A 25,815-nucleotide genomic window follows, 5' to 3' on the forward strand; every position below is an offset into this window, starting at 1 on the left:
CTTCAGCAAAAGCGCTGCGAGCGGGGGCTCAGAGTTTCGCGATGATACCGGCTTCGCCGTCGCGTCCGTTCGCGGAGGTCGACGCAACTATTGCAGGGACGATGTCTTCCGGCCGGCCGATAACGAGCGGCTGCACCAGATGCGCCGTATGAACGAAACCCTGGTCGCGCATGTGGTCGATCAGCTCCAGCATCGGGTCCCAGAAGCCGTTGACATTGCCGAAGACCATGGGTTTCCTGTGACGGCCGAGTTGTGCCCATGTCATGATTTCGACAATTTCCTCGAGCGTACCGATCCCGCCTGGAAGGGCGACGAAAGCATCCGCGCGCTCGAACATCTCGTGCTTGCGCTCATGCATGTCGGCGGTGACGATCAGTTCGTTCAGTTGGCCGAGCGAGTGGCGGGTCGCTTCCTTGTCCATCAGGAACTCGGGAATGATGCCGGTCACGTGTCCTCCGGCCGAAAGTACGCCGCTTGCCACGGCGCCCATGATCCCGCGCGTGCCGCCGCCATAGACGAGGCGAAGACCATGTTCGGCGATCGATCTGCCGAGGATGCGGCCGGCCTCGATGTGGGCCTCGTCGCGCCCGGGCTGAGAACCGCAATAAACGCAGACGGATAGAATCGGTGTCGTTTCCTTGTTCATGGCCCAAAAGACATTGCACTGCAGCACCGGTCAAGGAAAATGGACGAGAAATATCCTTCTGTCGAGCCTCGGAATCATTGTGGCGCTTGTATAGAACTATAAGAAACGTTAGCAATTTCGGTAATACATTGAAGAATTCGGACAGTGTGCTGCGGGTGCGCTATAATGCGCAGCTAGCGTCGTAGCGCCGGCCGATGGGGCATGCGGGGAGCATCAAGGCGCTCCGCCCTGTGGAGAGTGGCATGATTAAGAATAAGGCCAGCTGGGTGGCCCTTGGCGTCCTGGCAATCGCAACCGCATTGATGGTTTTTGTGGTTCAGCCAAACCTGCGCGAAAGCGACAAGGAGGCGGTGGCTCAATCCGGGACAGGCGGCCAGCCTGCCCGACCGGCGGCAACAGACGCCGGAAGCTCGTCCGCCGTCCCGCTAGGCACAGCTGCGAAACAGGCGGCAGCTGGCTCCCCGAATCAAGTCGCATCGTCTGCGTCTGATCCGGCGACGGCCTGGGTGGTTCCGGGGTTCGACGTGCTGCGCGTCGAACCGGACGGCTCGACGGTCGTCGCGGGCAGGGCCCAGCCGAATACGAAGCTCGAAATTCTGAGCGGCGACGCGGTCGTCGGTACCGCGGACGTGGGCGCTGGTGGCGATTTCGCCGCCGTCTTCGACAAGCCGCTCCCGGCGGGCGACCACCAGCTGACGCTCAGAAGCGTCGGCTCGGCCGGTCAGAGCAAGTCGTCGGAAGAGGTTGCCACCGTTTCAGTGCCGAAGGATGCGAGTGGCCAGTTGCTGGCGATGGTCTCGAGGCAGGGCAAGGCGAGCCGGCTGATAACGACGCCGGACGCTGAGCCAAAGCCGGTGCAGGAGGCCGTCGCCACGGGTATGGCGCCATCCGGTGAAACCGGTGGAGCTTCCGACACGTCCGCCGCTCCGGCCACCGTTCCCGGACTGCAGGTCACCGCGGTCGAGATCGAAGGCAGCATGATGTATGTCGCAGGCAACGCCAAGCCCGGGGCGCTTGTCCGCATTTATGCGAACGACCAACTGTTGGGTGAGGTGGAAGCCGACGACAAAGGGCATTTCGTCGTCGATGGCCCGATTGAACTCTCGATCGGCAGCCACATCATTCGTGCCGACATGATGAATGAAGACGCGAGCAAGGTGGCGATGCGTGCTTCCGTCCCCTTCGACAGGCCGGAAGGAGCCCAGGTCGCCGCCATTGCCGGTACGACGCTCGGAGCGCCCACTGCGGGTCTCGACAGGCTGAAGGCGGAAGCGGGCAAGGCGCTGACACTGCTGAAAGGGCTCTTCTCCGGCGGGAAGCAACCCTCCACGGAGCAACTTGCCGCAGCCCGCTCGGCAACCGAATTCGCCCTTCAGTCGCTGGCCGAATTCAAGCCGGCCGACACCTCCGATCCCGCGCTGGCTGCGGCGGCCGCCGAGGCTTCGGACGCGGCCTCGACGGCGCTGGCGGCGCTAAAGGCCTCGCCGCAGGACGCTGCAAGCGTTGCGGCGGCGGTGGAGAAGGTGGATGGCGCTCTCGGGTCCGCATTGACGCGCCAGAATGTCAGCACGTCGGTGGCTTCCGCCGAGCCGCTGGCCATGCCGACGAGCGAACTCTCCCGGACAGCCGCCCCTCCGGCAGCCGGTGATGCGGCCGCACCTGCGGCCGAGCCAGCAGCGGCGACCGGTTTGAATGCTGCAACGGAACAGCCCGAAACGATCGAGCAGGCGCCACTCAAGGAAAGCAAGACGTCGGTGATCATCCGCCGCGGCGACACGCTCTGGCAGATCTCGCGCCGTGTCTACGGTGCCGGTCTGCGCTACACCACGATCTATCTTGCAAACCGCGAGCAGATCGAAAACCCGGACCTGATCCGGCCCGGTCAGGTTTTTGGGGTTCCGGACGAGATGCTTACCGAGGAAGAATCGCGGGAAATTCACCGCAAGCATATGCGGCACTAAGATTATCTTTTCCCGACAGTTCCATTGCGCCGATGGGAAGCTAAACCTACATGCAAAAAAAGAGGCGGTGTCATCCAAAAAGGCGCCGCTTTTCCTTGAAGCCGGTGCTGGATGAGACGCGCTGGAGCGAGAAAAAGGGCGTGCGGTTTCCCGTCTGTATCCCGCTCTCCCCTAAATTATAGGCTCGTTCACGATCATGATTTTAGGTGTTCTGACCTGCAGTCGCGAATGTGATCTGGTGCCGCGGCTCGTCCACACGTCTTCGTCAATCAACTAATGAAGCGGACTGAGACGTGCCCCAGAAGAAGACGGTTTCCGCCGACAGCGCCAATCCGATCGAAACCATAGCTAATCTTTGGCCATATATGTGGCCGGCTGATCGGCTTGATCTGAAACTGAGGGTCGTCTGGGCGACGGTTATCCTGGTGATCGCCAAGGCCGTGCTCATCCTCGTCCCCTATTTCTTCAAGTGGGCGACGGATGCGCTCAACAACAAGCCGGAGGCGCTGGGTTTTCTGCCGGTATTCCTGACGGGCGCCGTCATGCTGGTGCTCGCCTATAATTTTGCCCGTCTGCTGCAGGCCGGTCTCAACCAGTTGCGCGATGCGCTGTTCGCCAGTGTTGGCCAACACGCCGTCCGGCAACTTGCCTACAAGACCTTCGTTCACATGCATCAGCTTTCGCTGCGCTTCCATCTCGAGCGGCGTACCGGCGGGCTCTCGCGCATCATCGAGCGCGGCACCAAAGGCATCGAGACGATCGTCCGCTTCACAATCCTCAACAGCGTGCCGACTCTCATCGAGTTCCTGCTGACTGCGGTGATCTTCTGGTGGGGCTACGGCTTCAAATACCTTCTGGTAACCGCGGTCACTGTCTCTCTCTACATCTGGTTCACGGTAAGAGCGAGCGACTGGCGCATCGCCATTCGCCGGTCGATGAACGACAGCGACACCGATGCGAACACAAAGGCGATCGATTCGTTGCTCAACTTCGAAACCGTCAAATATTTCGGCAACGAGGAGATGGAGGCGAACCGCTTCGACAAATCCATGGAGCGTTACGAGCGGGCAGCAACGCAGGTCTGGACGTCGCTCGGCTGGCTGAACTTCGGGCAGGCACTAATCTTCGGAGCCGGGACCGCGGTGATGATGACGATTTCGGCGCTCGCCGTGCAGCGCGGCGAACAGACCATCGGCGATTTCGTCTTCATCAATGCGATGCTGATCCAGCTCGCGATTCCGCTGAACTTCATCGGTTTCGTCTACCGCGAAATCCGCCAGGGGCTGACGGATATCGAGCATATGTTCGATCTCCTCGACGTTCGGGCGGAGGTCGTCGACCGGCCCGATGCGAAGGAGCTCGAGATCCAGCGAGGCGCGATCGCCTTCAAGGATGTACAGTTCGCCTATGACCCGGCACGGCCGATTCTGAAGGGGATCAGCTTCGAGGTGCCCGCTGGAAAGACAGTGGCCGTCGTCGGCCCCTCCGGAGCCGGCAAGTCGACCCTGTCGCGGCTGCTCTATCGCTTTTACGACGTGCAGGAAGGATCGATTACCATCGACGGTCAGGACGTGCGCGACATCACTCAGAAGAGCCTCCGCGCCGTAATCGGGATGGTGCCGCAGGATACGGTGCTCTTCAACGACACGATTGCCTACAATATCCGTTACGGCCGGGTGACGGCGAGCGACGCCGAGGTCGAGGCGGCGGCGGAGGCAGCGCAGATTGCCGACTTTATCCGCGACCTGCCGGATGGTTACCGATCCATGGTCGGCGAGCGCGGGCTGAAGCTGTCCGGTGGCGAGAAACAGCGCGTCGCGATAGCGCGCACCATCCTGAAGGCGCCGCCAATCCTGATTCTCGACGAGGCCACTTCCGCACTGGACACGAAGACGGAGCAGGAAATCCAGGCTGCGCTCGATATCGTGTCGCGCAACCGAACCACGCTCGTCATCGCCCATCGCCTGTCGACAGTTATCAATGCCGACGAGATCATCGTCCTGAAGGATGGCGTCATCGCCGAACGCGGCACGCATGGCGAACTGATTGACCGCAACGGCCTCTATGCCTCCATGTGGAGCCGCCAGCGCGAGGCAACGCAGGCCGAGGAGCAGCTGAAGCGCGTGCGTGAGAGCGACGATCTCGGCATTGTCGACCGCGGTGTTCCGGCGCTCTGAGCCCAAGGATTTCGCTGCGCGTCCATCCATCCGGGCCGTTCGACATTGCCGACCTGTCCAATTCGCGCTAGTTCACGTCGCAAAGCAAATATGGAGAGTAGAGTTCATGAGTTTGATCGACACAGTGCGCAACACGCTTGTACCGGTCCACAGGGAAGGCTACCGCTTCATCGCGATTTTCTTTGTCGTTTCGCTTGCCCTCGGCTTTCTCTGGGAGCCGCTGATGTGGATCGGCTTCCTTCTGACCGCTTGGTGCGCATATTTCTTCCGCGATCCGGAGCGGATGACCCCGATCGACGACGATCTCGTCATCAGCCCAGCGGATGGCACCGTATCCTCGGTCGCCACCGTGACGCCGCCGGAGGAACTGGGTCTCGGATCGGAGCCGATGCTGCGCATCTCGGTTTTCATGAATGTCTTCAACGGCCATGTGAACCGTGCGCCGATGAGCGGCACGGTTCGCCGCATCGCCTACCGTGCCGGCAAGTTCGTGAACGCCGAGCTGGACAAGGCGAGCCAGGAAAACGAGCGAAACGGCCTCGTTCTCGAGACGAAACATGGTCAGATCGGCGTCGTTCAGATCGCCGGACTCGTCGCCCGCCGCATCCTCTGCTGGACAAGGGAGAGCGCATCGCTCGAGGCCGGGGAGCGCTTCGGACTCATCCGCTTCGGGTCGCGTCTCGATGTGTTCCTTCCCGCCGGTGCAGAGCCGCGTGTGACGGTGGGCCAGACAGCCACCGCCGGCGAGACAGTGATCGCAGAATTCGGATCGGCGAAGGGGCCGGTCATCAGCCGCCGCGCGTGAGGACAGGTCATGGAAGAACCCCGCCACGAAAAATCCGCAGGGAACCAGGAAGTCGCCGCTGAGCATGCCCAGGCGGCTGGATCGCAGGATACCGGTTCGCACGACAAGGCGCGAGGGCCGCGATTGCGCGAGATCCCTCTACGGCTGATGGTCCCCAACATGATCACCGTTCTGGCGATCTGTGCGGGTCTTTCGGGCATCCGCCTGGCTTTCGAGAATCGTTTCGAGCTCGCGGTTGCGATGGTCCTGCTGGCCGCCTTCCTCGACGGCATAGACGGACGCATCGCGCGTCTCCTGAAGGCGACGTCGAGCTTCGGGGTGCAGATGGACTCGCTTGCCGACATCATCAATTTCGGTGTTGCGCCCGCGCTCGTCCTCTACGTCTTTCTGCTGGACCAAGCCCGTTCCGTCGGGTGGATCGCGGCGTTGATCTATGCCATTGCCGCGGGCCTCAGACTCGCGCGTTTCAATGTGATGGCGGAGCGCCAGGTCAAGGCGAGGTGGCAGTCGGAATATTTCGTCGGCGTTCCTGCGCCGGCCGGCGCGATGCTGGTGCTGCTGCCGGTCTATCTTGGCCTGCTGGGCCTTGCGCCGGACCGGACCTTTGCGCTGATCGCATCGGTCTATACCGTCCTGATCGCCTTCCTGATGGTCAGCCGTCTGCCCGTCTGGTCGGGCAAGTCGGAAAACCGCGTGCGACGCGACCTGGTGCTGCCCGTCATCCTGGTCGTCGTCCTCTATGTAGCGACGCTGATGACCTATACATGGGAGACGATGGCAGTGACGGCGGTCGCCTATCTGGTGACCTTGCCCTTTGGCGCCCGTTCCTGGCAGCGCAAATACGGCGACTGGCCTTCCGCCCACGGGAACGATGGCCTGCCGGGGGACAGCGAGTAGTTGCAAGGATATCCATTGCGAATGCCCGTATCCCGCCGCCGCGTCTTGGCGGGGAGAAGGGACAAGCCGCTGACCCGCGTTCCCCCTCGAACATCCGGGGGAGTGGAGCGCCGCGGGTCTATTCCGGCATGCGGTAATCGACGATCTTCTTTTCCCGAACGATGAAAAGTTTGCCGGTCTCGGTCTGCTCGGGTCCGAGAAGCGGCATCAGCGACTGGGCGATTTCGGATGGATGGGGCACGGTTTCCGGATCTTCGCCGGGCATGGCCTGAGCCCGCATGGCGGTGCGTGTGGCACCCGGATCGACGCTGAGGATGCGCAGCGGCAGGCGCTGCGTCTCGTAGGCCCAGGTGCGGGCCAGTGCCTCGACCGCAGCCTTGGAGGCGGAGTAGGGCCCCCAGAAAGGTTTGCACTTATGCGCCGCACTGGACGAGAGGATGAGGGCGCGGCCGGTGTCGGAGCGGGTGAGCAGCGGCTCGAGCGAACGGATCAGGCGCCAGGTTGCGGTGACGTTGATCGCCATCACCTTTTCGAAGACCTTGGCTTCGACATGGCCAATCGGGGAGATCGTGCCGAGAACGCCTGCATTTGCGACCAAAATGTCGAGCTTGCCCCAGCGTTCGTTGATCGCGCCGCCAAGCTTGTCGATGGCGGTCATGTCCGCAAGATCGAAGGGTACGAGCGTCGCCGAGCCACCGAGGGCCTTGATCGCATCGTCCAGTTCTTCGAGCCCACCGACGGTGCGTGCACAGGCAACGACATGGGCGCCCGCTTTGGCAAGTTCCAGAGCCGTGAAATAGCCGATCCCGCGTGATGCGCCGGTAACGACGGCGATCCGGTCTTTCAGATTGGGCATCATATTGTTGTTCATTATCCGTTGCTGGCGAGGACCGAAAGCTTGCGGACGTTGTTGGACGCCCCCTGGTCGAGAAGGCGGGTCGGGTAGTCCCCGGTGAAATAGTGATCGGTGAACTGTGGTGCCTGCCGGTTGCGCGGCTCGCCGCCGACAGCGCGATAAAGCCCGTCGATCGACAGGAACGCAAGCGAATCGGCGCCGATGAAGCGGCACATCGACGCTAGATCCGCATGCTGGTTGGCGAGCAGCTTGTCACGGTCGGGAGTATCGATGCCGTAGAAATCCGGATGGAAGATCATCGGGCTGGCGACGCGCAAATGCACTTCGCGCGCCCCGGCATCGCGGATCATCTGCACGATCTTGACCGAGGTGGTGCCGCGAACGATCGAATCGTCGACGAGCACGACGCGCTTGCCGGCGATCATCGCCCGGTTCGCGGAATGCTTGAGCTTGACGCCGAAGGCGCGGATCTGCTGAGTCGGCTCGATGAAGGTTCGACCGACATAGTGATTGCGGATGATCCCGTATTCGAAGGGGATGCCGCTGCGCTGTGCGTAGCCGAGCGCAGCCGGCGTGCCACCATCGGGTACAGGAACGACGACGTCCGCATCGATCGGTGATTCTTCGGCGAGATGGACGCCCATGTTCTTGCGGGCCACATAGACGCTGCGCCCTGCGACGACGGAGTCCGGACGCGCGAAGTAGACATATTCGAAGAGGCAGGGCCGCTCAGGCTGCGCTGATTGCGGTTTGCGCGCATCGACCGAAATCGAGCCGTCCGGCTGGATCTCGCAGATGACGACTTCGCCGTTCTCGATATCGCGGATGTACTTGGCACCGATGATGTCGAGTGCGCAGGTTTCCGAGCAGAAGATGGGCTTGCCGTCGAGCTCGCCCATGACCAGCGGGCGGATGCCGATCGGGTCGCGTGCGGCGATCAGCTTGGTTCGAGTCATCGCCAGCATCGAATAGCCGCCTTCCATCTGGCGGATGGCGTCGATGAAGCGATCGGAGGAAGAGGCCTGCTTGGAACGGGCGATGAGGTGAAGGACGACTTCGGTGTCCGAGGTCGACTGACAGATCGCACCGTCGGCAATCAACTGGCGGCGAAGCGTCAGGCCATTCGTGAAGTTGCCGTTATGGGCGACCGCGATGCCGCCGACTTCGAGTTCGGCAAAGAGCGGCTGGACGTTGCGCAGCGCCACCTCGCCGGTCGTCGAATAGCGCGTATGCCCGATGGAGATATAGCCCGGCAGCTTGGCGAGTGTCGCGGGGTCCGTGTAATGATCTCCGACGAGACCCATGCGCTTTTCCGTATAGAACTGCTTGCCGTCGGTCGTAACGATACCGGCTGCCTCCTGGCCGCGATGCTGGAGCGCGTGCAGGCCAAGCGCCGTCAGGGTTGCTGCGTCCGGATGTCCGAGAATGCCGAAAACGCCGCATTCTTCGTGGAGGGTGTCGCCCTCGAGTTCGTCATGGATTTCGCTGGATCTGAGATCGGTCATCGCATTTCGCCTTTGCTACGTGCCGGTGCGCATATCGTGATCAGGCCGCCAGTCTTCAAGCGATCTTAGCCGAAAACACTGGCAGGCGTCATTCCAAATAGACAAAGCCCGCACAGCGGGCTTTGTCGCAAACTTGTCGTCAGTCTCAGCCGTTCGTCGCCGGTGCTTCCTCGCCGGGCGCCTGTTCCGTCTGGGCCGGCGGTGACTCGCCTTCGCCTTCGCCGGTCGTGTCCTTGCCGCGCAAGCGGTCGAGAATTGTGGCGTCGGCCTCTTCCGGCAGGAGCGCGACCAACTGGTTGCCGAGGTTGTCGAGCAGCGGTTTCGACTTCGCCTGCGTGACCCAGACGGGTTGCTGCTGCGGCGCGACCAGCCAGTTGAAGAACAGCATTGCGACGACGACGAGAAGGATGCCGCGTGCGGCTCCGAACAGGAAACCGAGCGTGCGATCGAGCGCGCCGATGCGGCTGTCGATGATGAAGTCGGCTACCCGCATCGTGATGAAGGAGATGACGATCAACGCGATCAGGAAGATCACGGCCGCTGAGCCGATCATCGCGACCGTGCCGCTGGTCGTGTATTGGCTGGCATAGGGCAGCAGGTGCGGGTAGAGGAAGTAGGCGGCGGCGGCCGCACCGACCCAGCTCGCCACCGACAGAACCTCGCGCGAGAAGCCGCGGACCATCGCGAGGATGGCTGAAAACAGCGCGACGCCGAGAACGATACCGTCGAGAATTGTGATGGGCATGTTGTCCTTACTCCGAACTCCACCGCCAATCGCCAGGCGGCACATCCTTTTGATGCTCCCAGGGCGCGGCTACTCCGTCATTCCTCGTCATTCGTCTGCTGCAGGGCACGCCGCGATCCCGCGATACGCGCCACCAGATCCGGCAGGCTTTCCATCTCGCTCCAGCGGCCATTGCCGTTCTTCGGCAGCTCGGTCGATGCAGATGGCAAGACGGCCTGGGAGAAACCGAGTTTTTCGGCTTCCTTGAGACGTTGGGCGGTATGCGCAACCGGCCGGATAGCCCCCGACAAGCTGACTTCGCCGAAATAGACGCAATCGGCCGGGAGGGCAAGCCCGGCAAGCGACGAAACCAGTGCGGAAGCCACCGCGAGATCGGCCGCCGGTTCGGATATGCGATAGCCGCCCGCGACGTTGAGGTAGACGTCGTGCTGGCCGAGGCGAATGCCGCAATGGGCTTCCAGAACCGCGAGGATCATGGAAAGACGCGCCGCATCCCAGCCGACCACGGCGCGGCGCGGCGTTCCGAGCGAGGTCGGCGCGACCAGTGCCTGCACCTCGACAAGCACCGGCCGCGTGCCTTCCATGCCGGCAAAGACCGCCGCTCCCGGCGACTTCTCGTTACGCTCGCCAAGAAAAAGCTCCGATGGATTGACGACCTCGCGCAGGCCCTTGTCGGACATTTCGAAGACGCCGATCTCGTCGGTCGGCCCGAATCGGTTCTTCACCGTCCTGAGAATCCGATAGTGATGACCCCGGTCGCCCTCGAAATAAAGGACGGCATCGACCATGTGCTCGACCACGCGGGGTCCGGCGATCTGGCCCTCTTTCGTCACGTGTCCGACCAACACGACGGCCGTACCCGTCTGCTTGGCAAAGCGGATCATGGCCTGCACGCCGGTGCGCACCTGCGTCACCGTTCCCGGCGCCGAGTCTACGATGTCGCTCCAGAGCGTCTGGATGGAATCGATGATCACCAGGTCCGGGCGCTTGTCCTCGGAAAGCGTGGCGAGGATATCTTCAACGTTCGTCTCGGCGGCAAGGAGGACGTCGCTGTCGGCTGCGCCCAGCCGCTGAGCGCGCAAGCGAACCTGAGCAATCGCCTCTTCGCCCGAGACATAGATTACCCGATGCTTCCGGCGGGCAAGTGCCGCGGCCGCCTGCATCAGCACGGTCGACTTGCCGATGCCGGGATCGCCACCGACGAGAAGCGCGGATCCGCGAACGAAGCCGCCGCCGGTCACGCGGTCGAGCTCGGAAATACCGGTCTGGATGCGCGGCGCGTCTTCGATCTCCCCGGACAGCGTCGTAAGCGCGACCGGGCGCCCCTTTTTCGGGGTACGCATCGGACCACCGCCAATTCCCGCTGTCGGATTGTCTTCAATGATGGTGTTCCATTCGCCGCAACCGTCGCACTTGCCCACCCAGCGGGAGTGGATGGTGCCGCAATTCTGGCAGATGAACTGGGTGCGGGCTTTCGCCATTTATGTCAGCTTTCGGATGTTGCGGGAGGTAACGGGATTGCCGCCGCCCGAGAATCACTCTCGGCGGTCACATAATGCCGCGAAATCTCGTTTGAAGGACGATATTCCGTCGGGCCTTGTTCAAGCGCCTCCGACATAGGTCCTGTGATAGCGCCGTCCGAGGCTCGTCAGGAGCTCGTAGCCGATGGTGCCGCCGGCACGCGCGACGTCGTCGATGGGGATATTGCGCCCGAAGAGCTCGATATAGTCGCCGGCACGCACGGTCGATTCCGGCAGGTCCGTAACATCGAAGAGGCTCAGATCCATCGTCACGCGCCCGACATGCGGCACCTTCCTGCCGTGCAGAAAACCGAAGGCGCCGGAGGGCATTGCCTGTCTGAGGGTGACGCCGCCGCCCGAAACCGAACGGTGGTAGCCGTCGGCATAGCCGATCGCGACCGTTGCAATTCGGCTGTCGCGGCCGAAACGGACCGAGGCGCCGTAGCTTGCGCTTTCGCCCGAGGGAACTGTTCTGATCTGCACGATGCGCGCCTCGGCGATGACGACCGGCTTCATCGGATTGACGTCGCCATCCACCGCTTCGCCGCCATAGACAGCGATGCCGGGCCGGGTGAGATCGAAGTGATAATCCTCGCCGAGGAAAACGCCGCCGGAGTTTGCAAGGCTTGCCGGCACGCCCTCGAAGAAGGCCGTCACCTCACGGAAGCGCTGGAGCTGATGGCGGTTCATCGGGTGCCCTGGATCGTCCGCGCAGGCGAGGTGGCTCATCACGAGGACCGGCGAAAAACTGGCGGGCCGCACCGGGTCGTGAACGAGCCGGAGGGCCTCCTCCGGCGACAGGCCAAGCCGGTTCATGCCCGTATCGACGTGGAGAACGCAGGGGTGGTCGCCCCGTTCGGAAAGCGCCGCCATGAAATAGGCGAGTTGTTCCTGCGAATTGATGATCGGCACGAGATCGTTCTCGAAGAAGAGCGCCTCGTTGCCCGGCCACATTCCTGCGAGAACATAGACGCGGCCCTCCGGCACCAGCGGGCGCAACTCGGCCCCTTCCTCGACGCTGGCAACGAAAAAATCGCGCGCGCCGGCGGCGTAGAGGGCGGGAGCTGCTTGCATGACGCCGAGGCCGTAAGCATTCCCCTTCAGAACTGCGGCGGCGCGAGCTCTCCCGGACCGCTCGTTCATCATGCGCCAATTGTCGGCGAGTGCCGCGAGATCGACGGTCAGCCTGCTGGAAGCGGAGGAGAAATCGGAGTTTTGCATAGCGGAACTCTGCGTGAGCGATATTGCAGCAATACATCCAAGCGCCGTCAGCCGCAAACGGCGGCGGCAAGGATCGGCCCGAAGCATTTTTATACAAGACGAGCGTTTTCGCGCCCGGTAGGATTAACCGATGGAAACGATCTCACAGGAAAAGGCCATCGAGGCCATGCCGCTCGAGGGGGTCGAGCGAACGCGATTCTGGCGCGATGCGCGCTTCAAGGGGATGGAGTGCCTGAGCGCGACGTTCATCACGCATGAATTCGCGCCGCATGCGCACGACACGTTCAGCATCGGCGCGATCGAAGCGGGCTCTCAGATAAGCACGATCAAGGGTGAGCGGTCGCAGACGGGGCCGGGAGATCTCTATCTCATCAACCCCGATGAGATCCACGACGGGCATCCGGGCCATGACGGCTATCGATACCGGATGATCTATCCGTCGTCGGAACTGCTCGTAGAGACAATCGAGGATGTCACCGGCCGTTCCTTCAAAGGGACGCCGTCCTTCTCGCGGCTGCTTCTCACCGATAGGGAGCTCGCGGTCGGATTTCATCGCGCCCATCGCGCGTTGGAAGGCAAGGTCGGAACGCTGGAGGCGGACGAGAGCATGTTTGGTTTCCTGGCCAGGCTCTTCGAACGGCATGGCAGCGCCATCATCGTCCCCCTGCAGACGCGCGAGAGTTCAGCCGTGCACCGGGCGCGAGATTATCTCGTTGGAAACTACAGGTTCGACGTCGGACTGGAGGAACTTGCGAAGGTGGCGGGCCTCAGCCGCGCCCATTTGATCCGTGCCTTCCGAAAGGAATTCCACATCACTCCGCATGCTTTTCTCACCGACAAGCGCGTGCGCGAGGCAAAAGCGCTTCTTCGCAAGGGCTGGTCTGCAGCGGACACCGCATACTATTGCGGTTTCGCGGATCAGGCGCATTTCAGCCGGCATTTCAAGGCTCGAACCGGCGTCACGCCGCGGGCCTACCGCTCAGCCTGATCACTTTCGTTCAAGACGGGACGTCTTCTGTCTGATACCAGCCCTCGTCGCAAGCACGGGAGATCGCGGGCGTGAAAAAGACGCGGGCAGTCGAGGAATTCTGTGGAGGTTTCAGGGCGATGGCGCCGCTTATCGTGGCGGTGATGCCGATCGGGCTCGTCTTCGGAGCGATCGCCGCAACCAAGGGCCTGTCGAGCCTCGAAACCTTTTTGATGAGCGCGCTCGTCTTCGCCGGCGGCTCGCAATTCGTCGCGCTCGACATCTGGGCTCACCCCGCCTCATGGGCGGCTCTCGGATTTTCGGCGCTGCTCGTCAACATCCGCCATCTTCTGATGAGCGCGTCCATCGGCACGAAGATGCCGGCCTTTTCCGGCCCGGCGAAATATGCCGCAATGCTTCTGCTTGCAGACGAGATCTGGGCCATGGCCGAAGTCCGGGCGGGCGAGACGCGGCTCACGCCGGCCTGGTATGCAGGTCTTGCGCTACCCTTCTATCTGGTCTGGGTCATGGCCGGACTTGCCGGCTCGCTTGCCGGTGCGTTCCTCGGGGGCCCGAAGGCGCTCGGCCTCGATTTCGCCTTTCCGGCGGTCTTCATCGTCCTGCTCATTGGCTTCTGGAAGGGACGCGGAACGGGTGCGGTTCTCGCCGCGAGCGCAGCGGCGGCGGTGCTCGCGCACCAGTTCCTCCCCGGAGTCTGGTACATCGCCGCCGGCGCGGCCGCGGGCGTCATTGCGGCGCTTTTCACCGGGGAACGCCAGGAGGCCTGCGCGTGACGCTCGATCCGCATACGCTTCTTGCGATTGTCACCATGGCCGCTGCCACGATACTGACCCGGCTCGGCGGTCTTGTCCTCATCCGATTCGTGACGATCGGCCCGAAACAGAAACGGGCCCTCGAGGCGATCCCGCCGGCGGTGCTGATGGCCGTCATCGCTCCGACAGCGCTGGTCACCGGGCCGGCCGAAACGCTCGCGGCGCTCGCGACAGCGCTCGTCGCTATGCGGCTGCCGCTGCTTGCGGCGGTGGCGACCGGGGTGATGGTGGTCGCGCTTGCGAGGATGTTCGGGGCGTGAGGGCGGACCCCTACGACAATCGCCTCAATGCTCGTATTGCGTGAACGAAGGATCGGCGAGGTCGGAGAAGCGCGTGAACTCGGACTGGAAGGCGAGCTTGACGGTGCCGGTCGGTCCGTGGCGCTGCTTGGCGATGATCACGTCGGCTGTGCCCTTCACCTTCTCCATCTGCATCTTCCACTCTTCATATTTCGGATCGAACTCGTCGCGCGGTTCCACATTCTTCACGTAATATTCCTCGCGGAACACGAAGAGCACGACGTCTGCATCCTGTTCGATCGAGCCCGATTCACGCAGGTCGGAGAGCTGCGGGCGCTTGTCCTCGCGGCTCTCGACGGCACGGGAGAGCTGCGAAAGCGCGATGATCGGCACGTTCAGTTCCTTGCCGAGCGCCTTCAGGCCGGTGGTGATTTCGGTGATCTCCTGCACACGGTTTTCGCCCGATTTCTTCGAACCGGTCATCAGCTGGATGTAGTCGACCACGAGCACGTCCAGGCCGCGCTGCCGCTTCAGGCGGCGTGCGCGCGCCGCAAGCTGGGCGATTGAGATGCCGCCGGTCTGGTCGATATAGAGAGGCACCTTCTGCATCATCTGCGAGCAGGCTACGAGCTTCTCGAAATCGGCTTCCGAAATCTCGCCGCGGCGGATCTTCGACGACGAGACTTCGGTCTGCTCCGAGATGATACGGGTGGCTAGCTGCTCGGAGGACATTTCGAGCGAATAGAAGCCGACAACCCCCCCGTTCTTCGCCTTGAAGGAACCATCGGGTTGAACCTCAGGGTCGTAGGACGCAGCGATGTTGTAGGCGATATTGGTCGCAAGCGAGGTCTTGCCCATGCCGGGACGGCCGGCAAGAATGATCAGGTCCGAGCGCTGCAGGCCGCCCATCTTCGAGTCGAGCGAGTGGATACCTGTGGAAATGCCGGAAAGATGACCATCGCGCTCGAATGCCTGCCCGGCCATGTCGATGGCAAGCGCCACCGCGTCGTTGAAGGACTGAAAGCCGCCGTCGTAGCGACCGGTCTCGGCCAGTTCGAACAACCTTCGTTCGGCGTCTTCGATCTGGTTTTGCGGGGGCATGTCGAGGGGCGCGTCATAGGCGATATTCACCATGTCTTCGCCGATGGTGATCAGCGACCGGCGGAGCGCCAGGTCGTAGATCGCGCGGCCATAATCCTCGGCATTGATGATGGACACTGCTTCGGCGGCGAGACGCGCGAGATATTGCGCGACCGTCAGGTCGCCGACCTTGTCGTCGGCCTTGAGGAAGGTCTTGACGGTTACGGGGTTGGCCGTCTTCCCCATGCGGATGATTTCGCCCGCGATCTCGAAAATCCTGCGATGCAGCGGCTCATAGAGGTGGACGGGCTTCAGGAAGTCCGAGACGCGGTAATAGGCGTCGTTATTGACGAGAATAGCGCCGAGCAGCGCCTGCTCCGCTTCCAGATTGTTCGGCGCCTCGCGATAATGCTGTTCCGCCTGATCCTTGGCCAAAGGGGCGAGCTTTCGCGCTGCGTCGTTCATCGTATCCGTTTCCGCTTATGATCCCTGAGGCACCCGGTTTGCTGACTGTTGCGGGCCACGTCTAGTGCAGGCAGGCAACAGTCGCGTGGCATACAACTCCACCTGATGCCTTTGCCCGTTGTTCGACTGATCCACAGGGAAGGCAAGGGCAAAGTTGCAAAAAAATACATTCTCGCGCGGTGCTGGTTGACGCCGCGGCTATGGGTAAAAATATCTGATTCGCACGTCCGCGTCCCCGTGCGCGCATCTTGAAACAGGCCCGCCGCCGGATTAAATAGTGCCAAGATGGTTAGCATGCTAGTAATATGGAAACGATATTAAATGTCTGAGACGAAGGTCAGTCGCGAACTGTTCGACGCGCTTGCGACGGTTAATCGCAAGCTGAGGTCGGTGTTCGACGCGCGGGTCAAGGAGCGCGGTCTAACGCTGCCCCGTGCGCGGATGCTGTTCGCTCTCGCCAGGAAAGAAGGTCTCAATCAACGCGAATTGGCCGAAGAACTCGATATCGAAACGCCGACCATAGTCCGGCTTCTCGACGGCATGGAGAACCAGGGGTTCATCGAGCGCCGCGTCGAACTTTCCGACCGGCGTGCGAAGCAGATCTACATGACGGTCTCCGGCCGCGCGCTGGCGGAGGAGATCCAGAAGCTTGCAAGCGATATCCGCGAGGAGGTTCTGGGCGGGCTGCGGCCGGAGGAGATCGCCGGTGCGCTGAAGGTCGTCAACACGATCGCAACGAACATCCAGTCGATCGGGCGGAGTGGCGGCCGATGACATCCAATGCGGCCCCGCAGCCGAGCCTTCCTGCTCAGATGGCGCCCGGTAAATCGGCCCTTTACATTGCCGGCTCCGCGTTCCTTTTCCTGACGCAGGGACTCGGCCTGAATCTGGCGTCGGCCAACCTTGCGCAGGTCCAGGGCTCCCTTTCGGCCACATCAGTCGAGGCTGCATGGCTTGCGGCTGCCTATATGGCTCCGAATGTCAGCCTTTCAGCCGCTCTCGTGAAGATCCGCGCCCAGTACGGCCTGCGCCGCTTTGCTGAACTGGGCATCGCCGGCTTCGTCATCGCTTCGTTGATGAACGTCTTCGTCTCGGATCTTCACTCGGCAATCGTCGTCCGCTTCATCAGCGGAATTGCGGCCGCGCCTTTGTCGTCGCTCGGCTTCCTCTATATGCTGGAAGCCTTCTCGCCGGAGAGAAAGCTGACGATAGGCCTCGCACTTGCCCTGACATGCACGACCCTGGCCGCTCCGGTCACGCGTCTGATCTCGCCGCAGCTTATCGAAATCGGACAATGGCACGGACTGTACACCCTCGAAATGGCGCTCTCGCTGCTCGCATTGCCGATCATCTATTTGCTGCCGCTGACGCCGGTGCCCCATGGCAAGGTCATTCAGCGTACCGATATTTCCAGCTATCTGCTGCTCGCCGTCGGCTTTGGCTGCCTTGCCGTCGTCCTCGCCATGGGGAGGCTCTATTGGTGGTTCGAGGCTCCCTGGCTCGGCGTCCTGCTCGCGCTCTCGGTCGTGACTCTCACGACGGTGATACTGATCGAGCTCAACCGTGAGCAGCCCCTAATCGACGTGCGCTGGCTGGCCTCGCGCGAGATCGTGCATTTCGCTGTGGTCCTGTTGATCTTCCGCCTCGTCGCCTCGGAGCAGTCGGCGATCGCCACCAGTTTCTACCAATTGCTCGGCCTGCAATATGATCAGCTCGCCACGCTTTACTGGATTATTCTGGCCGCGTCGGTCGGCGGAGGGCTGCTCTGCGCGGCGCTGATGGACCCGGCGCGCGCGGACGTCGTCCATGTACTTGCCTTAAGCATGATCACGGTCGGAGCTTACATGGACAGTCATGCGACGAGCCTCACGCGACCCGAGCAGATGTATGTGAGCCAGGCTTTGGTCAGCGCTGGCTCGGCTCTTTTCCTGCCGCCGGCGATGGCGCGAGGTTTCAGGTCGGCGCTCGCAAAAGGCCCGAACTACATCTTGAGCTTCATCGTGGTTTTTCTGTTCACGCAAAGCATTGGCGGCCTGATGGGCTCGGCCGCCTTTGGGACTTTCGTGACATTACGCGAAAAATTCCACGCCAATGTTCTGGCCGAGCAGATCGTTCTCACCAATCCCTTCGTCGCCCAGCGCATCGGCCAGCTGTCGGGCGGTTACGCCAGCGCAATTGGCGACAAGGCGTTGCTGCACGGGGAAGGTGTGGCCCTGCTTGGACGGTCGATTACCCGCGAGTCCAACATCCTCGCCTACAACGATGCCTTCCTGCTGATTGCTATCATCGCGGTTTTCGCACTCGCGGTGCTGCTCGTACAGGTTGGAGTCAAACGGCTTGCCCGGCCCGGTCTCAACGCCGCGTCGGCGGCCCTACACTGATCGATGAAGTAAAGTCATGTTGAAACATTTTCGCTCCCCCAGCACGCTGGTCGTGCTTGTAGCCGGCCTTGCCGGTCTTTCGCTCGTCCTTTACGCCTGGCGTCTGCCGCCCTTTGCCAGCTCCGTCGAAACCACGGAGAACGCCTATGTCCGCGGCTATGTGACGACTATCAGCCCGCAGCTTGCCGGCTACGTCGCCGAGGTGCCGGTGCGAGACTACGAGGAGGTTAAGGCGGGCCAGCTCCTCGCCAGGATCGACGACCGGATCTTCGTCCAGAAGCTTGCGCAGGCGAAAGCCATGCTCGCGACACAGCGGGCGGCCCTCGCGAACTCCTTCGAACAGGAGCTCTCGGCAAAGGCTGGAATTACCGCGAGCGAGGCCCAGCTCGACGGGGCTAAAGCAGCATTGGCAACCGCGAGGGCCACTTGGGATCGTATTCGTCCGCTCGCCGACAAGGGCGTTGCAACACGGAGCGACGCCGACCAGGCACGGGCCGCCTTCCAGCAGGCGGAAGCGGGCGTCAAACAGGCGATCGCCAATCTCGAAGTCTCGCGGCAATCACTCGCCACCACACTCGGCGCGCGCGCCGGCCTTCAGGGTTCGGTTTCCGGTGCCGAGGCGGCCGTTGAACTCGCCCAGATCGACCTCGACAACACCAGGATCGTTGCGCCGCGTGCCGGTAGACTTGGCGAGATTGGCGCCCGTGTCGGACAATATGTCACTGCCGGCACGCAATTGGTTTCGGTCGTGCCGCATGACGTCTGGATCGTCGCCAACTTCAAGGAGACGCAGCTTGACGGGATGAGGGTCGGTCAGCCCGTCACCATCTGGGTGGACGCCCTGAAACGCCAGGAGTTGAAAGGTCACATCGAGCGCTTCTCTCCAGCCGCGGGGTCGGAATTCAGCATAATACGTCCCGACAACGCCACCGGCAATTTCACGAAGGTGGCGCAACGTCTCGGCGTGCGGATCGCCGTCGATCCCGAACAGCCGTTGGCCGAGCGCCTTGCTCCCGGGCTTTCGGTCGTGGTCAAGGTCGACAAGGCGGCCGAACCGCAGGCATCAATCGCATCCGCAGGATAGACGAGTTCTGAGATGCTTTGCCCAGACGACGAGTATATCAGGCCTGGCTGGCCTGGTGTCCCGGAAATGAAGAAAGCCCGGACCGCGAGATCCGGGCTTTCTTCATTGGAATCCGTTCAGGAATTATTCTTCTTCGGATTCGATCTCGGCTTCCGGGTTGAAGAAGTCTTCGGGCTTCAGGGCGTCTTCGTCGACGCCGTAGATGGCGTCAGCGGAGGTCAGGCTTTCGCCCTTGGCCTGGCGCTCGGCTTCTTCGGCGGAACGGGCAACGTTGATTTCGATCGCCACGTCGACTTCCCCGTGCAGGTGCAGCGTGACCGTGTGGAGGCCGATTGCCTTGATCGGCTGGTTGAGATCAACCTGGTTCCGGTTGATGTTGAAACCTTCGGCAGCCAGCGTCTCGACGATGTCGCGGGCAGCGACCGAGCCGTAAAGCTGGCCGGTTTCGCCAGCGGAGCGGACGATGATGAAGGACTTGCCGTCAAGCGACTCGGCAACCTTCTGTGCTTCCGACTTGCGCTCGAGGTTACGGGCTTCGAGCGTGGAACGCTCGGCTTCGAAACGTGCCTTGTTGGAGGCATTGGCGCGTAGCGCCTTGCCGAGCGGCAACAGGTAGTTGCGCGCGAAGCCGTCGCGAACCTTTACGGTTTCGCCCATCTGGCCGAGCTTGGCGATGCGTTCGAGTAGGATGACTTCCATTTTGATTTCCTTTCAGTTCGATTTGTTTCGGTAGTCAATTTTTTCCCGTAGGCGTGAGCGCGATGGCGCGGCGCGTATCGGTCAGGCCGGTGAGGAGGAAGAAGAAAGCCGGAATCGTGAAGATGAAGACCGACAGGTATGCAATCCACAGCACGGGAAGCCGCCAGGACTTGCCACGCGTGCGAAAATGGAAAGAGGCAAAGCCCGAGAGCAGGAAGCCTGCGCCGAAGGTGCCGCAGACGAGCGCACCGACCACCGCCGGCGCGCCGCCGAAGAAGGTCAGGGTCAGGCCGGCGAGAAACACGAAGATGGCATTGCGGTTCATCCGGAGCGAAGAGGGAATATCCTCCCGCGGCCGAAGCGCCTTACCGGACAGCTGTACGATACGGGTCGCGAGATAATAGGCGGAGAACAGCATCAGCACCCATATCGCACCCTGCACCAGCGGCAGCGCCAGCGTGAAGATCGACTTCAGCTGAGCGATCGCCGCAGCGTCCGGATTGTAAAGCGGTTCCTGCGCCTTCACTGCATCGATCACCATATCGACCATGATGCCGGAGACGCTGGAGTCGTAACCGACGATATAGCCGACGATGATCATGCCCGCCGTCACCAGCCCGGCGAGATGCACAAGGATGTCGGAAAGCGGATACCAGGCGAGCGAACCTTCGGGACCGCCGAGTTCGTCGGCCGGACGTGCAAGATTGGAGAGGTGGCTGAGCCAGCCGGCCGGGACGAGCGTCACGACGACGATAAGCAGTGCGAAATAGGGCGACACGAGCGCCACTGCTGCCCCGCCGGCTACGACGATCCCGCCGAAGGCGGCGGCGTTTCCCCAGCCGAGGCCCGCAATCAGGATCGGAAGCGCGGAAGCGGCATAGAGAACGATCGCAAGAGACGGCTGCGTATTCGCGCCCATCGACAAAAGGGCGGCGGTAATACCGGCGAGCGCGCCGGTCAGCAGCGATGTCCTGTTCCAGTTCTGCATTTCGCTGTCCTGCTTCAGAGGCAGTTAGGGGCGGCGATCCGCGTAGCCCCAACATGGGATTTTTTGCGCCATACCGGCGCCGGTTCCGATCCGCGCCCACCGCGAAAGGGAGGATCGAGGCGCCTCTTCGAGACGCTTCGATCGGAGTTGGTCTCGTTGAGTCAGTCGCTCAACTGAGAGTCAGCAGCCTTACGAGACGATGTAGGGCAGCAGGCCGAGGAAGCGGGCGCGCTTGATCGCCTGGGCGAGTTCGCGCTGCTTCTTCTGGGAAACGGCCGTGATACGGGACGGCACGATCTTGCCGCGCTCGGAAATGTAGCGCTGCAGCAGACGAACATCCTTGTAATCGATCCGCGGAGCATTGGCGCCTGAGAAGGGGCAGGTCTTGCGGCGGCGATGGAAGGGGCGGCGTACCGGAGCGGAAGAAACTTCAGCCATTTTCGATTATCTCCTAAAGCTTCTGTTACGCGCGGTCTTCGCGCGGGCGGCGCGGACGGTCGTCGCGGTCGCCACGGTCCGGACGCGGACCACGATCGTCACGCGGGCCACGGCCTTCGCCGCGAGGACGGTCGTCGCGGTCGCGCTTCTGCATCATCGCGGACGGGCCTTCCTCGTGCTTGTCGACGGCGATCGTCATGTAGCGCAGGATGTCTTCGTTGATGCGCATCTGACGCTCGACTTCGTGGACGGCCGGTGCCGGCGCATCGATGTCCATGAGAACGTAGTGGGCCTTGCGGTTCTTCTTAATGCGATAGGTGAGGGACTTCAGGCCCCAGTTCTCGACGCGGCCAACTTTGCCGCCGTTCGCTTCGATCACACCCTTGTACTGCTCGACGAGACCGTCGACCTGCTGCGGCGTGATATCCTGCCGAGCGAGGAATACGTGTTCATAAAGAGCCATTGTGGCTTGCCTTTCTTGCGTTATCAGCCCGGACCTCGGCGGCTAAGCCTCAACGACTGTTCTTAAGGGCTGCGAAGAGCCGGCAAGAAAGTGTTGTATCGAGACGGTCGAGAGCGGAGACACGGGAGGCCGGAATGACTTTACATTCCTGGCGGCTTCCGAATTGGAAACCGGCCCTCCGTTCAGCCACCAGCCAGAAGACCGGGCGTTTCGAACAGCGCGCTTATACGGGTTTTCGGCTGAAATGCAAGCAGCTCGCGCCAGATTAACGCTTCGGCTGTGTTCCGCCGGAACAAAACCGACTCTGCGCTGTTGAGTGAGCTTCCATCCATTCGGGAGAAGACTATGGCCCACTTCGATCCGAAGATGCAGGAATGCATCGAGAATTGCCTCGCCTGCTACCGCGTCTGCCTCTCGACGGCGATGAGCCATTGCCTCGAAGCCGGCGGCGAGCATACGAAGCCGCCGCACTTCCGCCTGATGATGGCTTGTGCGGAAATCTGCAGGGACGCGGCGCACTTCATGCTGCTAGGCACACCTCACCATAAGCATCTATGCGGCGAATGCGCCGAGATCTGTGCTGAATGCGCACAGGACTGCGAGCGCATCGGCGACATGGCCGACTGCGTCGATGCTTGCAGGCGCTGTGCCGAAAGCTGCCGCCAGATGGCGGCATGAGACTGCAGTCCCGGTGGGAGCATATTTCAGATCGGCGCGGGATAAAGCCGATGCAGGCGCCGGATGCCGTTCATCACGTCTTGGGAGAGCTCGACGTCGGCTGCTCCGATGTCGTTCTTCAACTGCTCCATCGACGTCGCGCCGATGATGGCCGAGGCCATGAAGGGGCGCGTGATACAGAAGGCAATGGCCATCTGGGCAGGATCGAGACCGTTTTCGCGCGCGAGCGCGGTGTAGGCGGCGACGGCGGGCTCCTGATGCGGAGTGAAACGGCCGCCGAGGTCGCCATTGATCGACAGGCGCGACCCTGCGGGCCTGGCGCCGCCCAGATATTTGCCGGTGAGGAGCCCGGCCGCCAGCGGCGAATAGGCGAGCAGGCCGATATCTTCGTGGTGCGAGACTTCCGCCAGATCGAGATCGTAGCTGCGGTAGAGCAGATTGTATTCGTTCTGTATCGTCGCAACCCGGGGGAAGCCATACCTGTTGGACAGGTCGAGCATTTTCATCGCGCCCCAGGCCGTATCGTTCGAAAGACCGACCGCACGGATTTTTCCCGCCTTCACCACGTCGCCGAGCTTGTCCAGAATGGCCTTCAGATCGGCCGCAACCTCTTCCTTCTCCTGGCGAGAAGGATCGTAGGACCAGGCGTTTCTGAAGTGGTAATGACCGCGGTTGGGCCAGTGGAGCTGATAAAGATCGATGTAATCGGTCCTGAGCCGCTTGAGGCTGGCGTCCACCGCCTCGCCGATTCCTTCCGGCGTGATCGGTTCGCCGTTGCGGATGTAAGAACGGCCGGAGCCGGCGACCTTGGTGGCAACGACCACATCGTCGCGCCGGCCGCGCGACGTCAGCCAATCGCCGATAATGCGCTCGGTGTTGCCGTAGGTCTCGGCCGAAAGCGGCGTGGTCGGGTAGAGTTCGGCCGTATCGATGAAGTTGACGCCCCGGTCGAAGGCATAGTCGAGCTGTTCGTGGGCCTCGACCGGCGTGTTCTGCGAGCCCCATGTCATCGTCCCGAGGCAGATGGATGAAACCTTGATGCCGGTGCGGCCGAGCGTGTTGTAGCGCATGACGTAACGTTCCTTATGGGCGGATGCGCCCCAACGGGAAGGGAGGCGCTCCGCCTTGAAAAATGAAGGCTGAGGCCGCAGCCCATGGGGTCTCGGCGGGCGCGACGGCAAATTGGCGCAAATCTAAGCTTTGATCGGCGAAGATCAAGGGCAAAAGCCCCAAGCAATCCGCCAAGTGCGGCTTCCGTGCTTGACTTGCGGTTCAGGAATGTGAATGGAGAGAAAAACGCGGCGCGCGAGCGCGGGAAACCAATGCCCCGGGCGGTTCATCTGTACGCGCACGCACGATAGAAATGATCGCGGCTACTGGGTTGCTCCGAACCAGCCGTGACCAAGGAAGGGGCACTCTTGATGAGCATCGCATTCACGTTCCCCGGCCAGGGCAGCCAGGCAGTCGGCATGGGCAAGGATCTTGCTGAAGCCTTTCCGGAGGCGGCTGCCGTCTTCGCCGAGGTCGACGAAGCGCTCGGCGAAAAGCTTTCGCACATTATGTGGGATGGACCGGAGGAGACGCTGACGCTGACGGCGAATGCACAGCCGGCGCTGATGGCGGTGTCGATGGCGGTGATCCGCGTGCTCGAGTCCAGAGGACTCGATATCGGCAGCAAGGTTTCTTTCGTCGCCGGCCATTCGCTCGGGGAGTATTCGGCTCTCTGTGCTGCCGGTACGTTCTCGCTCGCCGACACGGCGCGCCTTCTGCGCATTCGCGGCAATGCGATGCAGGCGGCCGTACCCGTCGGCAAAGGCGCGATGGCTGCGATCATCGGTCTGGAGCATGCCGACGTCGAAGCGATTTGCCGCGAGTCGTCATCGCTCGGTTCGTGTCAGATCGCCAATGACAACGGCGGCGGTCAATTGGTGATCTCGGGCGAGAAGCCGGCGGTCGAGAAGGCAGCAGCGCTTGCTACGGAGAAGGGTGCCAAGCGTGCGCTTATGTTGCCCGTTTCCGCCCCCTTCCATTCGGCACTGATGACACCTGCGGCCGAAGCCATGCGCGAAGCGCTTGCGACGGTCGGGAAGCACGATCCCGTGGTGCCTGTCGTCGCGAACGTGCTTGCCGCCCCGGTCCGCGATGCGGTCGAGATCGCGCGCCTGCTTGTAGAACAGGTCACCGGCCCGGTCCGCTGGCGCGAGACGGTCGAGTGGTTTGCGGCAAACGACGTGACGACGCTTTACGAAATCGGCTCAGGCAAGGTCCTGACCGGTCTTGCCCGGCGGATCGACAAGTCCGTCACCGGCATCGCCGTCAATTCGCCCGCCGATATCGACGCAGTCCTTGCCGTTCTCTTGGCCTGAGTACCCTATTATAAGGAGAAATCCATGTTCGATCTTTCAGGCCGCAAGGCTCTCGTAACCGGCGCTTCGGGTGGCATTGGCGAAGAAATCGCCCGCCTGCTGCATGCTCAGGGCGCCGTTGTGGGGCTGCATGGCACCCGCGTCGAAAAGCTCGAAGCCCTTGCCGATACCCTCGGCGAACGGGTTCATATCTTTCCGGCAAATCTCTCCGACCGTGCAGAAGTCAAGGCGCTCGGTGAAAAGGCGGAGGCCGATCTCGGCGGCGTCGATATCCTCGTCAACAATGCCGGCATTACCAAGGACGGGCTCTTCGTCCGTATGAGCGACGAAGACTGGGACAACGTCATCGAAGTCAATCTCACGGCCGTCTTTCGCCTGACACGCGAACTTACGCATCCGATGATGCGGCGACGCTTCGGCCGCATCGTCAACATAACGTCCATCGTCGGCGTGACGGGCAACCCGGGGCAGGCAAATTATTGCGCCTCAAAGGCCGGCATGATCGGCTTCTCCAAGTCGCTCGCCCAGGAAATCGCAACCCGAAACGTCACGGTCAATTGCGTCGCACCGGGTTTCATCGAAAGCGCGATGACCGGGAAGCTGAACGACAAGCAAAAGGAAGGGATCATGTCTGCGATCCCGATGCGGCGGATGGGAAACGGAGCGGAAGTTGCTTCGGCGGTCGCCTATCTAGCCTCGAACGAAGCCGGATACGTCACCGGCCAGACGATCCACGTCAACGGCGGTATGGCGATGATCTGATGAGGTGCGGAGTGCGCGGCCCTGTCGCCGACCTCCGAC

25 protein-coding genes are annotated in these 25,815 nt (G+C 62.1%); 13 read left to right on the top strand and 12 right to left on the bottom strand.

The features are described from left to right. Positions 1–28 precede the first annotated feature (28 nt). Positions 29–646, bottom strand: a complete 618-nt coding sequence (locus FB009_RS05100) for an LOG family protein (protein ID WP_011974921.1) — start codon at positions 644–646, stop codon at positions 29–31. A 242-nt stretch (positions 647–888) separates the two neighbouring features. Here FB009_RS05100 and FB009_RS05105 point away from each other — a divergent pair, with 242 nt between their 5' ends. The 4 genes from FB009_RS05105 to pssA all read left to right on the top strand — a co-directional run bounded on the left by FB009_RS05105 (position 889) and on the right by pssA (position 6,486). Then, entirely contained in the window at positions 889–2,607 is a 1,719-nt protein-coding gene (locus tag FB009_RS05105) for a LysM peptidoglycan-binding domain-containing protein (RefSeq protein WP_011974922.1), read from the top strand. A 293-nt stretch (positions 2,608–2,900) separates the two neighbouring features. After that, a complete protein-coding gene (locus FB009_RS05110) occupies positions 2,901–4,784 on the top strand; it encodes an ABCB family ABC transporter ATP-binding protein/permease (protein WP_024311244.1) in 1,884 nt (627 codons plus the stop codon). Between the two features lie 106 nt (positions 4,785–4,890). Continuing rightward, a complete protein-coding gene (locus tag FB009_RS05115; protein ID WP_011974924.1) occupies positions 4,891–5,589 on the top strand; it encodes a phosphatidylserine decarboxylase in 699 nt (232 codons plus the stop codon). Between the two features lie 9 nt (positions 5,590–5,598). Next, on the top strand, positions 5,599–6,486 hold the full coding sequence (gene pssA / locus FB009_RS05120; protein ID WP_011974925.1) for a CDP-diacylglycerol--serine O-phosphatidyltransferase: 888 nt from the start codon (positions 5,599–5,601) through the stop codon (positions 6,484–6,486). 118 nt (positions 6,487–6,604) lie between these two features. Here the strand turns inward: pssA and FB009_RS05125 are convergent, their stop codons facing one another. The 5 genes from FB009_RS05125 to alr all read right to left on the bottom strand — a co-directional run bounded on the left by FB009_RS05125 (position 6,605) and on the right by alr (position 12,333). Continuing rightward, complete coding sequence (locus FB009_RS05125) at positions 6,605–7,345, bottom strand: SDR family NAD(P)-dependent oxidoreductase (protein WP_024311243.1); 741 nt, start codon at positions 7,343–7,345, stop codon at positions 6,605–6,607. Positions 7,346–7,356: 11 nt separating this feature from the next. Next, on the bottom strand, positions 7,357–8,847 hold the full coding sequence (purF, locus tag FB009_RS05130; protein WP_011974927.1) for an amidophosphoribosyltransferase: 1,491 nt from the start codon (positions 8,845–8,847) through the stop codon (positions 7,357–7,359). 145 nt (positions 8,848–8,992) lie between these two features. Further along, positions 8,993–9,592, bottom strand: coding sequence for a CvpA family protein (locus FB009_RS05135; protein WP_024311242.1), 600 nt, complete (start codon positions 9,590–9,592; stop codon positions 8,993–8,995). 77 nt (positions 9,593–9,669) lie between these two features. After that, positions 9,670–11,073 (bottom strand): DNA repair protein RadA, encoded by a 1,404-nt coding sequence (gene radA / locus FB009_RS05140; protein WP_011974929.1) that lies wholly within the window; start codon positions 11,071–11,073, stop codon positions 9,670–9,672. A 120-nt stretch (positions 11,074–11,193) separates the two neighbouring features. After that, entirely contained in the window at positions 11,194–12,333 is a 1,140-nt protein-coding gene (gene alr, locus FB009_RS05145; RefSeq protein WP_024311241.1) for an alanine racemase, read from the bottom strand. A gap of 130 nt (positions 12,334–12,463) precedes the next feature. Here alr and FB009_RS05150 point away from each other — a divergent pair, with 130 nt between their 5' ends. From FB009_RS05150 to FB009_RS05160, 3 genes are all read left to right on the top strand, one after another. Beyond that, positions 12,464–13,321, top strand: a complete 858-nt coding sequence (locus tag FB009_RS05150; RefSeq protein WP_011974931.1) for an AraC family transcriptional regulator — start codon at positions 12,464–12,466, stop codon at positions 13,319–13,321. A gap of 119 nt (positions 13,322–13,440) precedes the next feature. Next, positions 13,441–14,094, top strand: a complete 654-nt coding sequence (locus tag FB009_RS05155) for an AzlC family ABC transporter permease (RefSeq protein ID WP_011974932.1) — start codon at positions 13,441–13,443, stop codon at positions 14,092–14,094. Beyond that, positions 14,091–14,393, top strand: coding sequence for an AzlD family protein (locus FB009_RS05160; RefSeq protein ID WP_011974933.1), 303 nt, complete (start codon positions 14,091–14,093; stop codon positions 14,391–14,393). Before FB009_RS05155 ends, FB009_RS05160 begins: the two co-directional genes overlap by 4 nt. A 24-nt stretch (positions 14,394–14,417) precedes the next feature. Here FB009_RS05160 and FB009_RS05165 read toward each other — a convergent pair whose 3' ends face one another. Then, positions 14,418–15,917: a replicative DNA helicase gene (locus FB009_RS05165; protein ID WP_011974934.1), complete on the bottom strand. Its 1,500-nt coding sequence runs from the start codon at positions 15,915–15,917 to the stop codon at positions 14,418–14,420. A gap of 321 nt (positions 15,918–16,238) precedes the next feature. On the opposite strand from FB009_RS05165, the gene FB009_RS05170 reads away from it, so the two are divergent. The 3 genes from FB009_RS05170 to FB009_RS05180 are packed head-to-tail and all read left to right on the top strand — an operon-like array spanning position 16,239 to position 19,382. Then, complete coding sequence (locus FB009_RS05170) at positions 16,239–16,691, top strand: MarR family winged helix-turn-helix transcriptional regulator (RefSeq protein WP_011974935.1); 453 nt, start codon at positions 16,239–16,241, stop codon at positions 16,689–16,691. Further along, positions 16,688–18,298, top strand: coding sequence for an MFS transporter (locus FB009_RS05175; RefSeq protein ID WP_011974936.1), 1,611 nt, complete (start codon positions 16,688–16,690; stop codon positions 18,296–18,298). The genes FB009_RS05170 and FB009_RS05175 overlap by 4 nt, the downstream gene beginning before the upstream one ends. A gap of 16 nt (positions 18,299–18,314) precedes the next feature. Then, positions 18,315–19,382, top strand: coding sequence for an HlyD family secretion protein (locus FB009_RS05180; protein ID WP_011974937.1), 1,068 nt, complete (start codon positions 18,315–18,317; stop codon positions 19,380–19,382). A 123-nt stretch (positions 19,383–19,505) separates the two neighbouring features. Here FB009_RS05180 and rplI read toward each other — a convergent pair whose 3' ends face one another. The 4 genes from rplI to rpsF all read right to left on the bottom strand — a co-directional run bounded on the left by rplI (position 19,506) and on the right by rpsF (position 21,970). Then, positions 19,506–20,081 carry a 50S ribosomal protein L9 gene (rplI, locus tag FB009_RS05185; protein ID WP_011974938.1) on the bottom strand — a complete coding sequence of 192 codons (576 nt, stop codon included), beginning with the start codon at positions 20,079–20,081 and terminating at the stop codon, positions 19,506–19,508. Positions 20,082–20,115: 34 nt separating this feature from the next. Further along, positions 20,116–21,069, bottom strand: coding sequence for a YybS family protein (locus tag FB009_RS05190; RefSeq protein ID WP_127580683.1), 954 nt, complete (start codon positions 21,067–21,069; stop codon positions 20,116–20,118). Positions 21,070–21,258: 189 nt separating this feature from the next. Continuing rightward, positions 21,259–21,507: a 30S ribosomal protein S18 gene (rpsR, locus tag FB009_RS05195; RefSeq protein WP_003531693.1), complete on the bottom strand. Its 249-nt coding sequence runs from the start codon at positions 21,505–21,507 to the stop codon at positions 21,259–21,261. A gap of 25 nt (positions 21,508–21,532) precedes the next feature. Continuing rightward, complete coding sequence (gene rpsF, locus FB009_RS05200; protein WP_011974940.1) at positions 21,533–21,970, bottom strand: 30S ribosomal protein S6; 438 nt, start codon at positions 21,968–21,970, stop codon at positions 21,533–21,535. 345 nt (positions 21,971–22,315) lie between these two features. Here rpsF and FB009_RS05210 point away from each other — a divergent pair, with 345 nt between their 5' ends. Next, the gene (locus tag FB009_RS05210) at positions 22,316–22,648 is read left to right on the top strand and encodes a four-helix bundle copper-binding protein (RefSeq protein WP_011974941.1); all 333 of its coding nucleotides are present in this window, start codon (positions 22,316–22,318) and stop codon (positions 22,646–22,648) included. A gap of 26 nt (positions 22,649–22,674) precedes the next feature. Here FB009_RS05210 and FB009_RS05215 read toward each other — a convergent pair whose 3' ends face one another. Continuing rightward, on the bottom strand, positions 22,675–23,718 hold the full coding sequence (locus tag FB009_RS05215) for an aldo/keto reductase (protein WP_011974942.1): 1,044 nt from the start codon (positions 23,716–23,718) through the stop codon (positions 22,675–22,677). Between the two features lie 351 nt (positions 23,719–24,069). Here FB009_RS05215 and fabD point away from each other — a divergent pair, with 351 nt between their 5' ends. Beyond that, entirely contained in the window at positions 24,070–25,014 is a 945-nt protein-coding gene (gene fabD / locus FB009_RS05220; RefSeq protein WP_011974943.1) for an ACP S-malonyltransferase, read from the top strand. 24 nt (positions 25,015–25,038) lie between these two features. Beyond that, positions 25,039–25,776, top strand: coding sequence for a 3-oxoacyl-[acyl-carrier-protein] reductase (gene fabG / locus FB009_RS05225; protein WP_011974944.1), 738 nt, complete (start codon positions 25,039–25,041; stop codon positions 25,774–25,776). Positions 25,777–25,815 lie beyond the last annotated feature (39 nt).

The organism is Sinorhizobium medicae (assembly GCF_007827695.1).
Taxonomy (GTDB): Bacteria; Pseudomonadota; Alphaproteobacteria; order Rhizobiales; family Rhizobiaceae; genus Sinorhizobium; species Sinorhizobium medicae.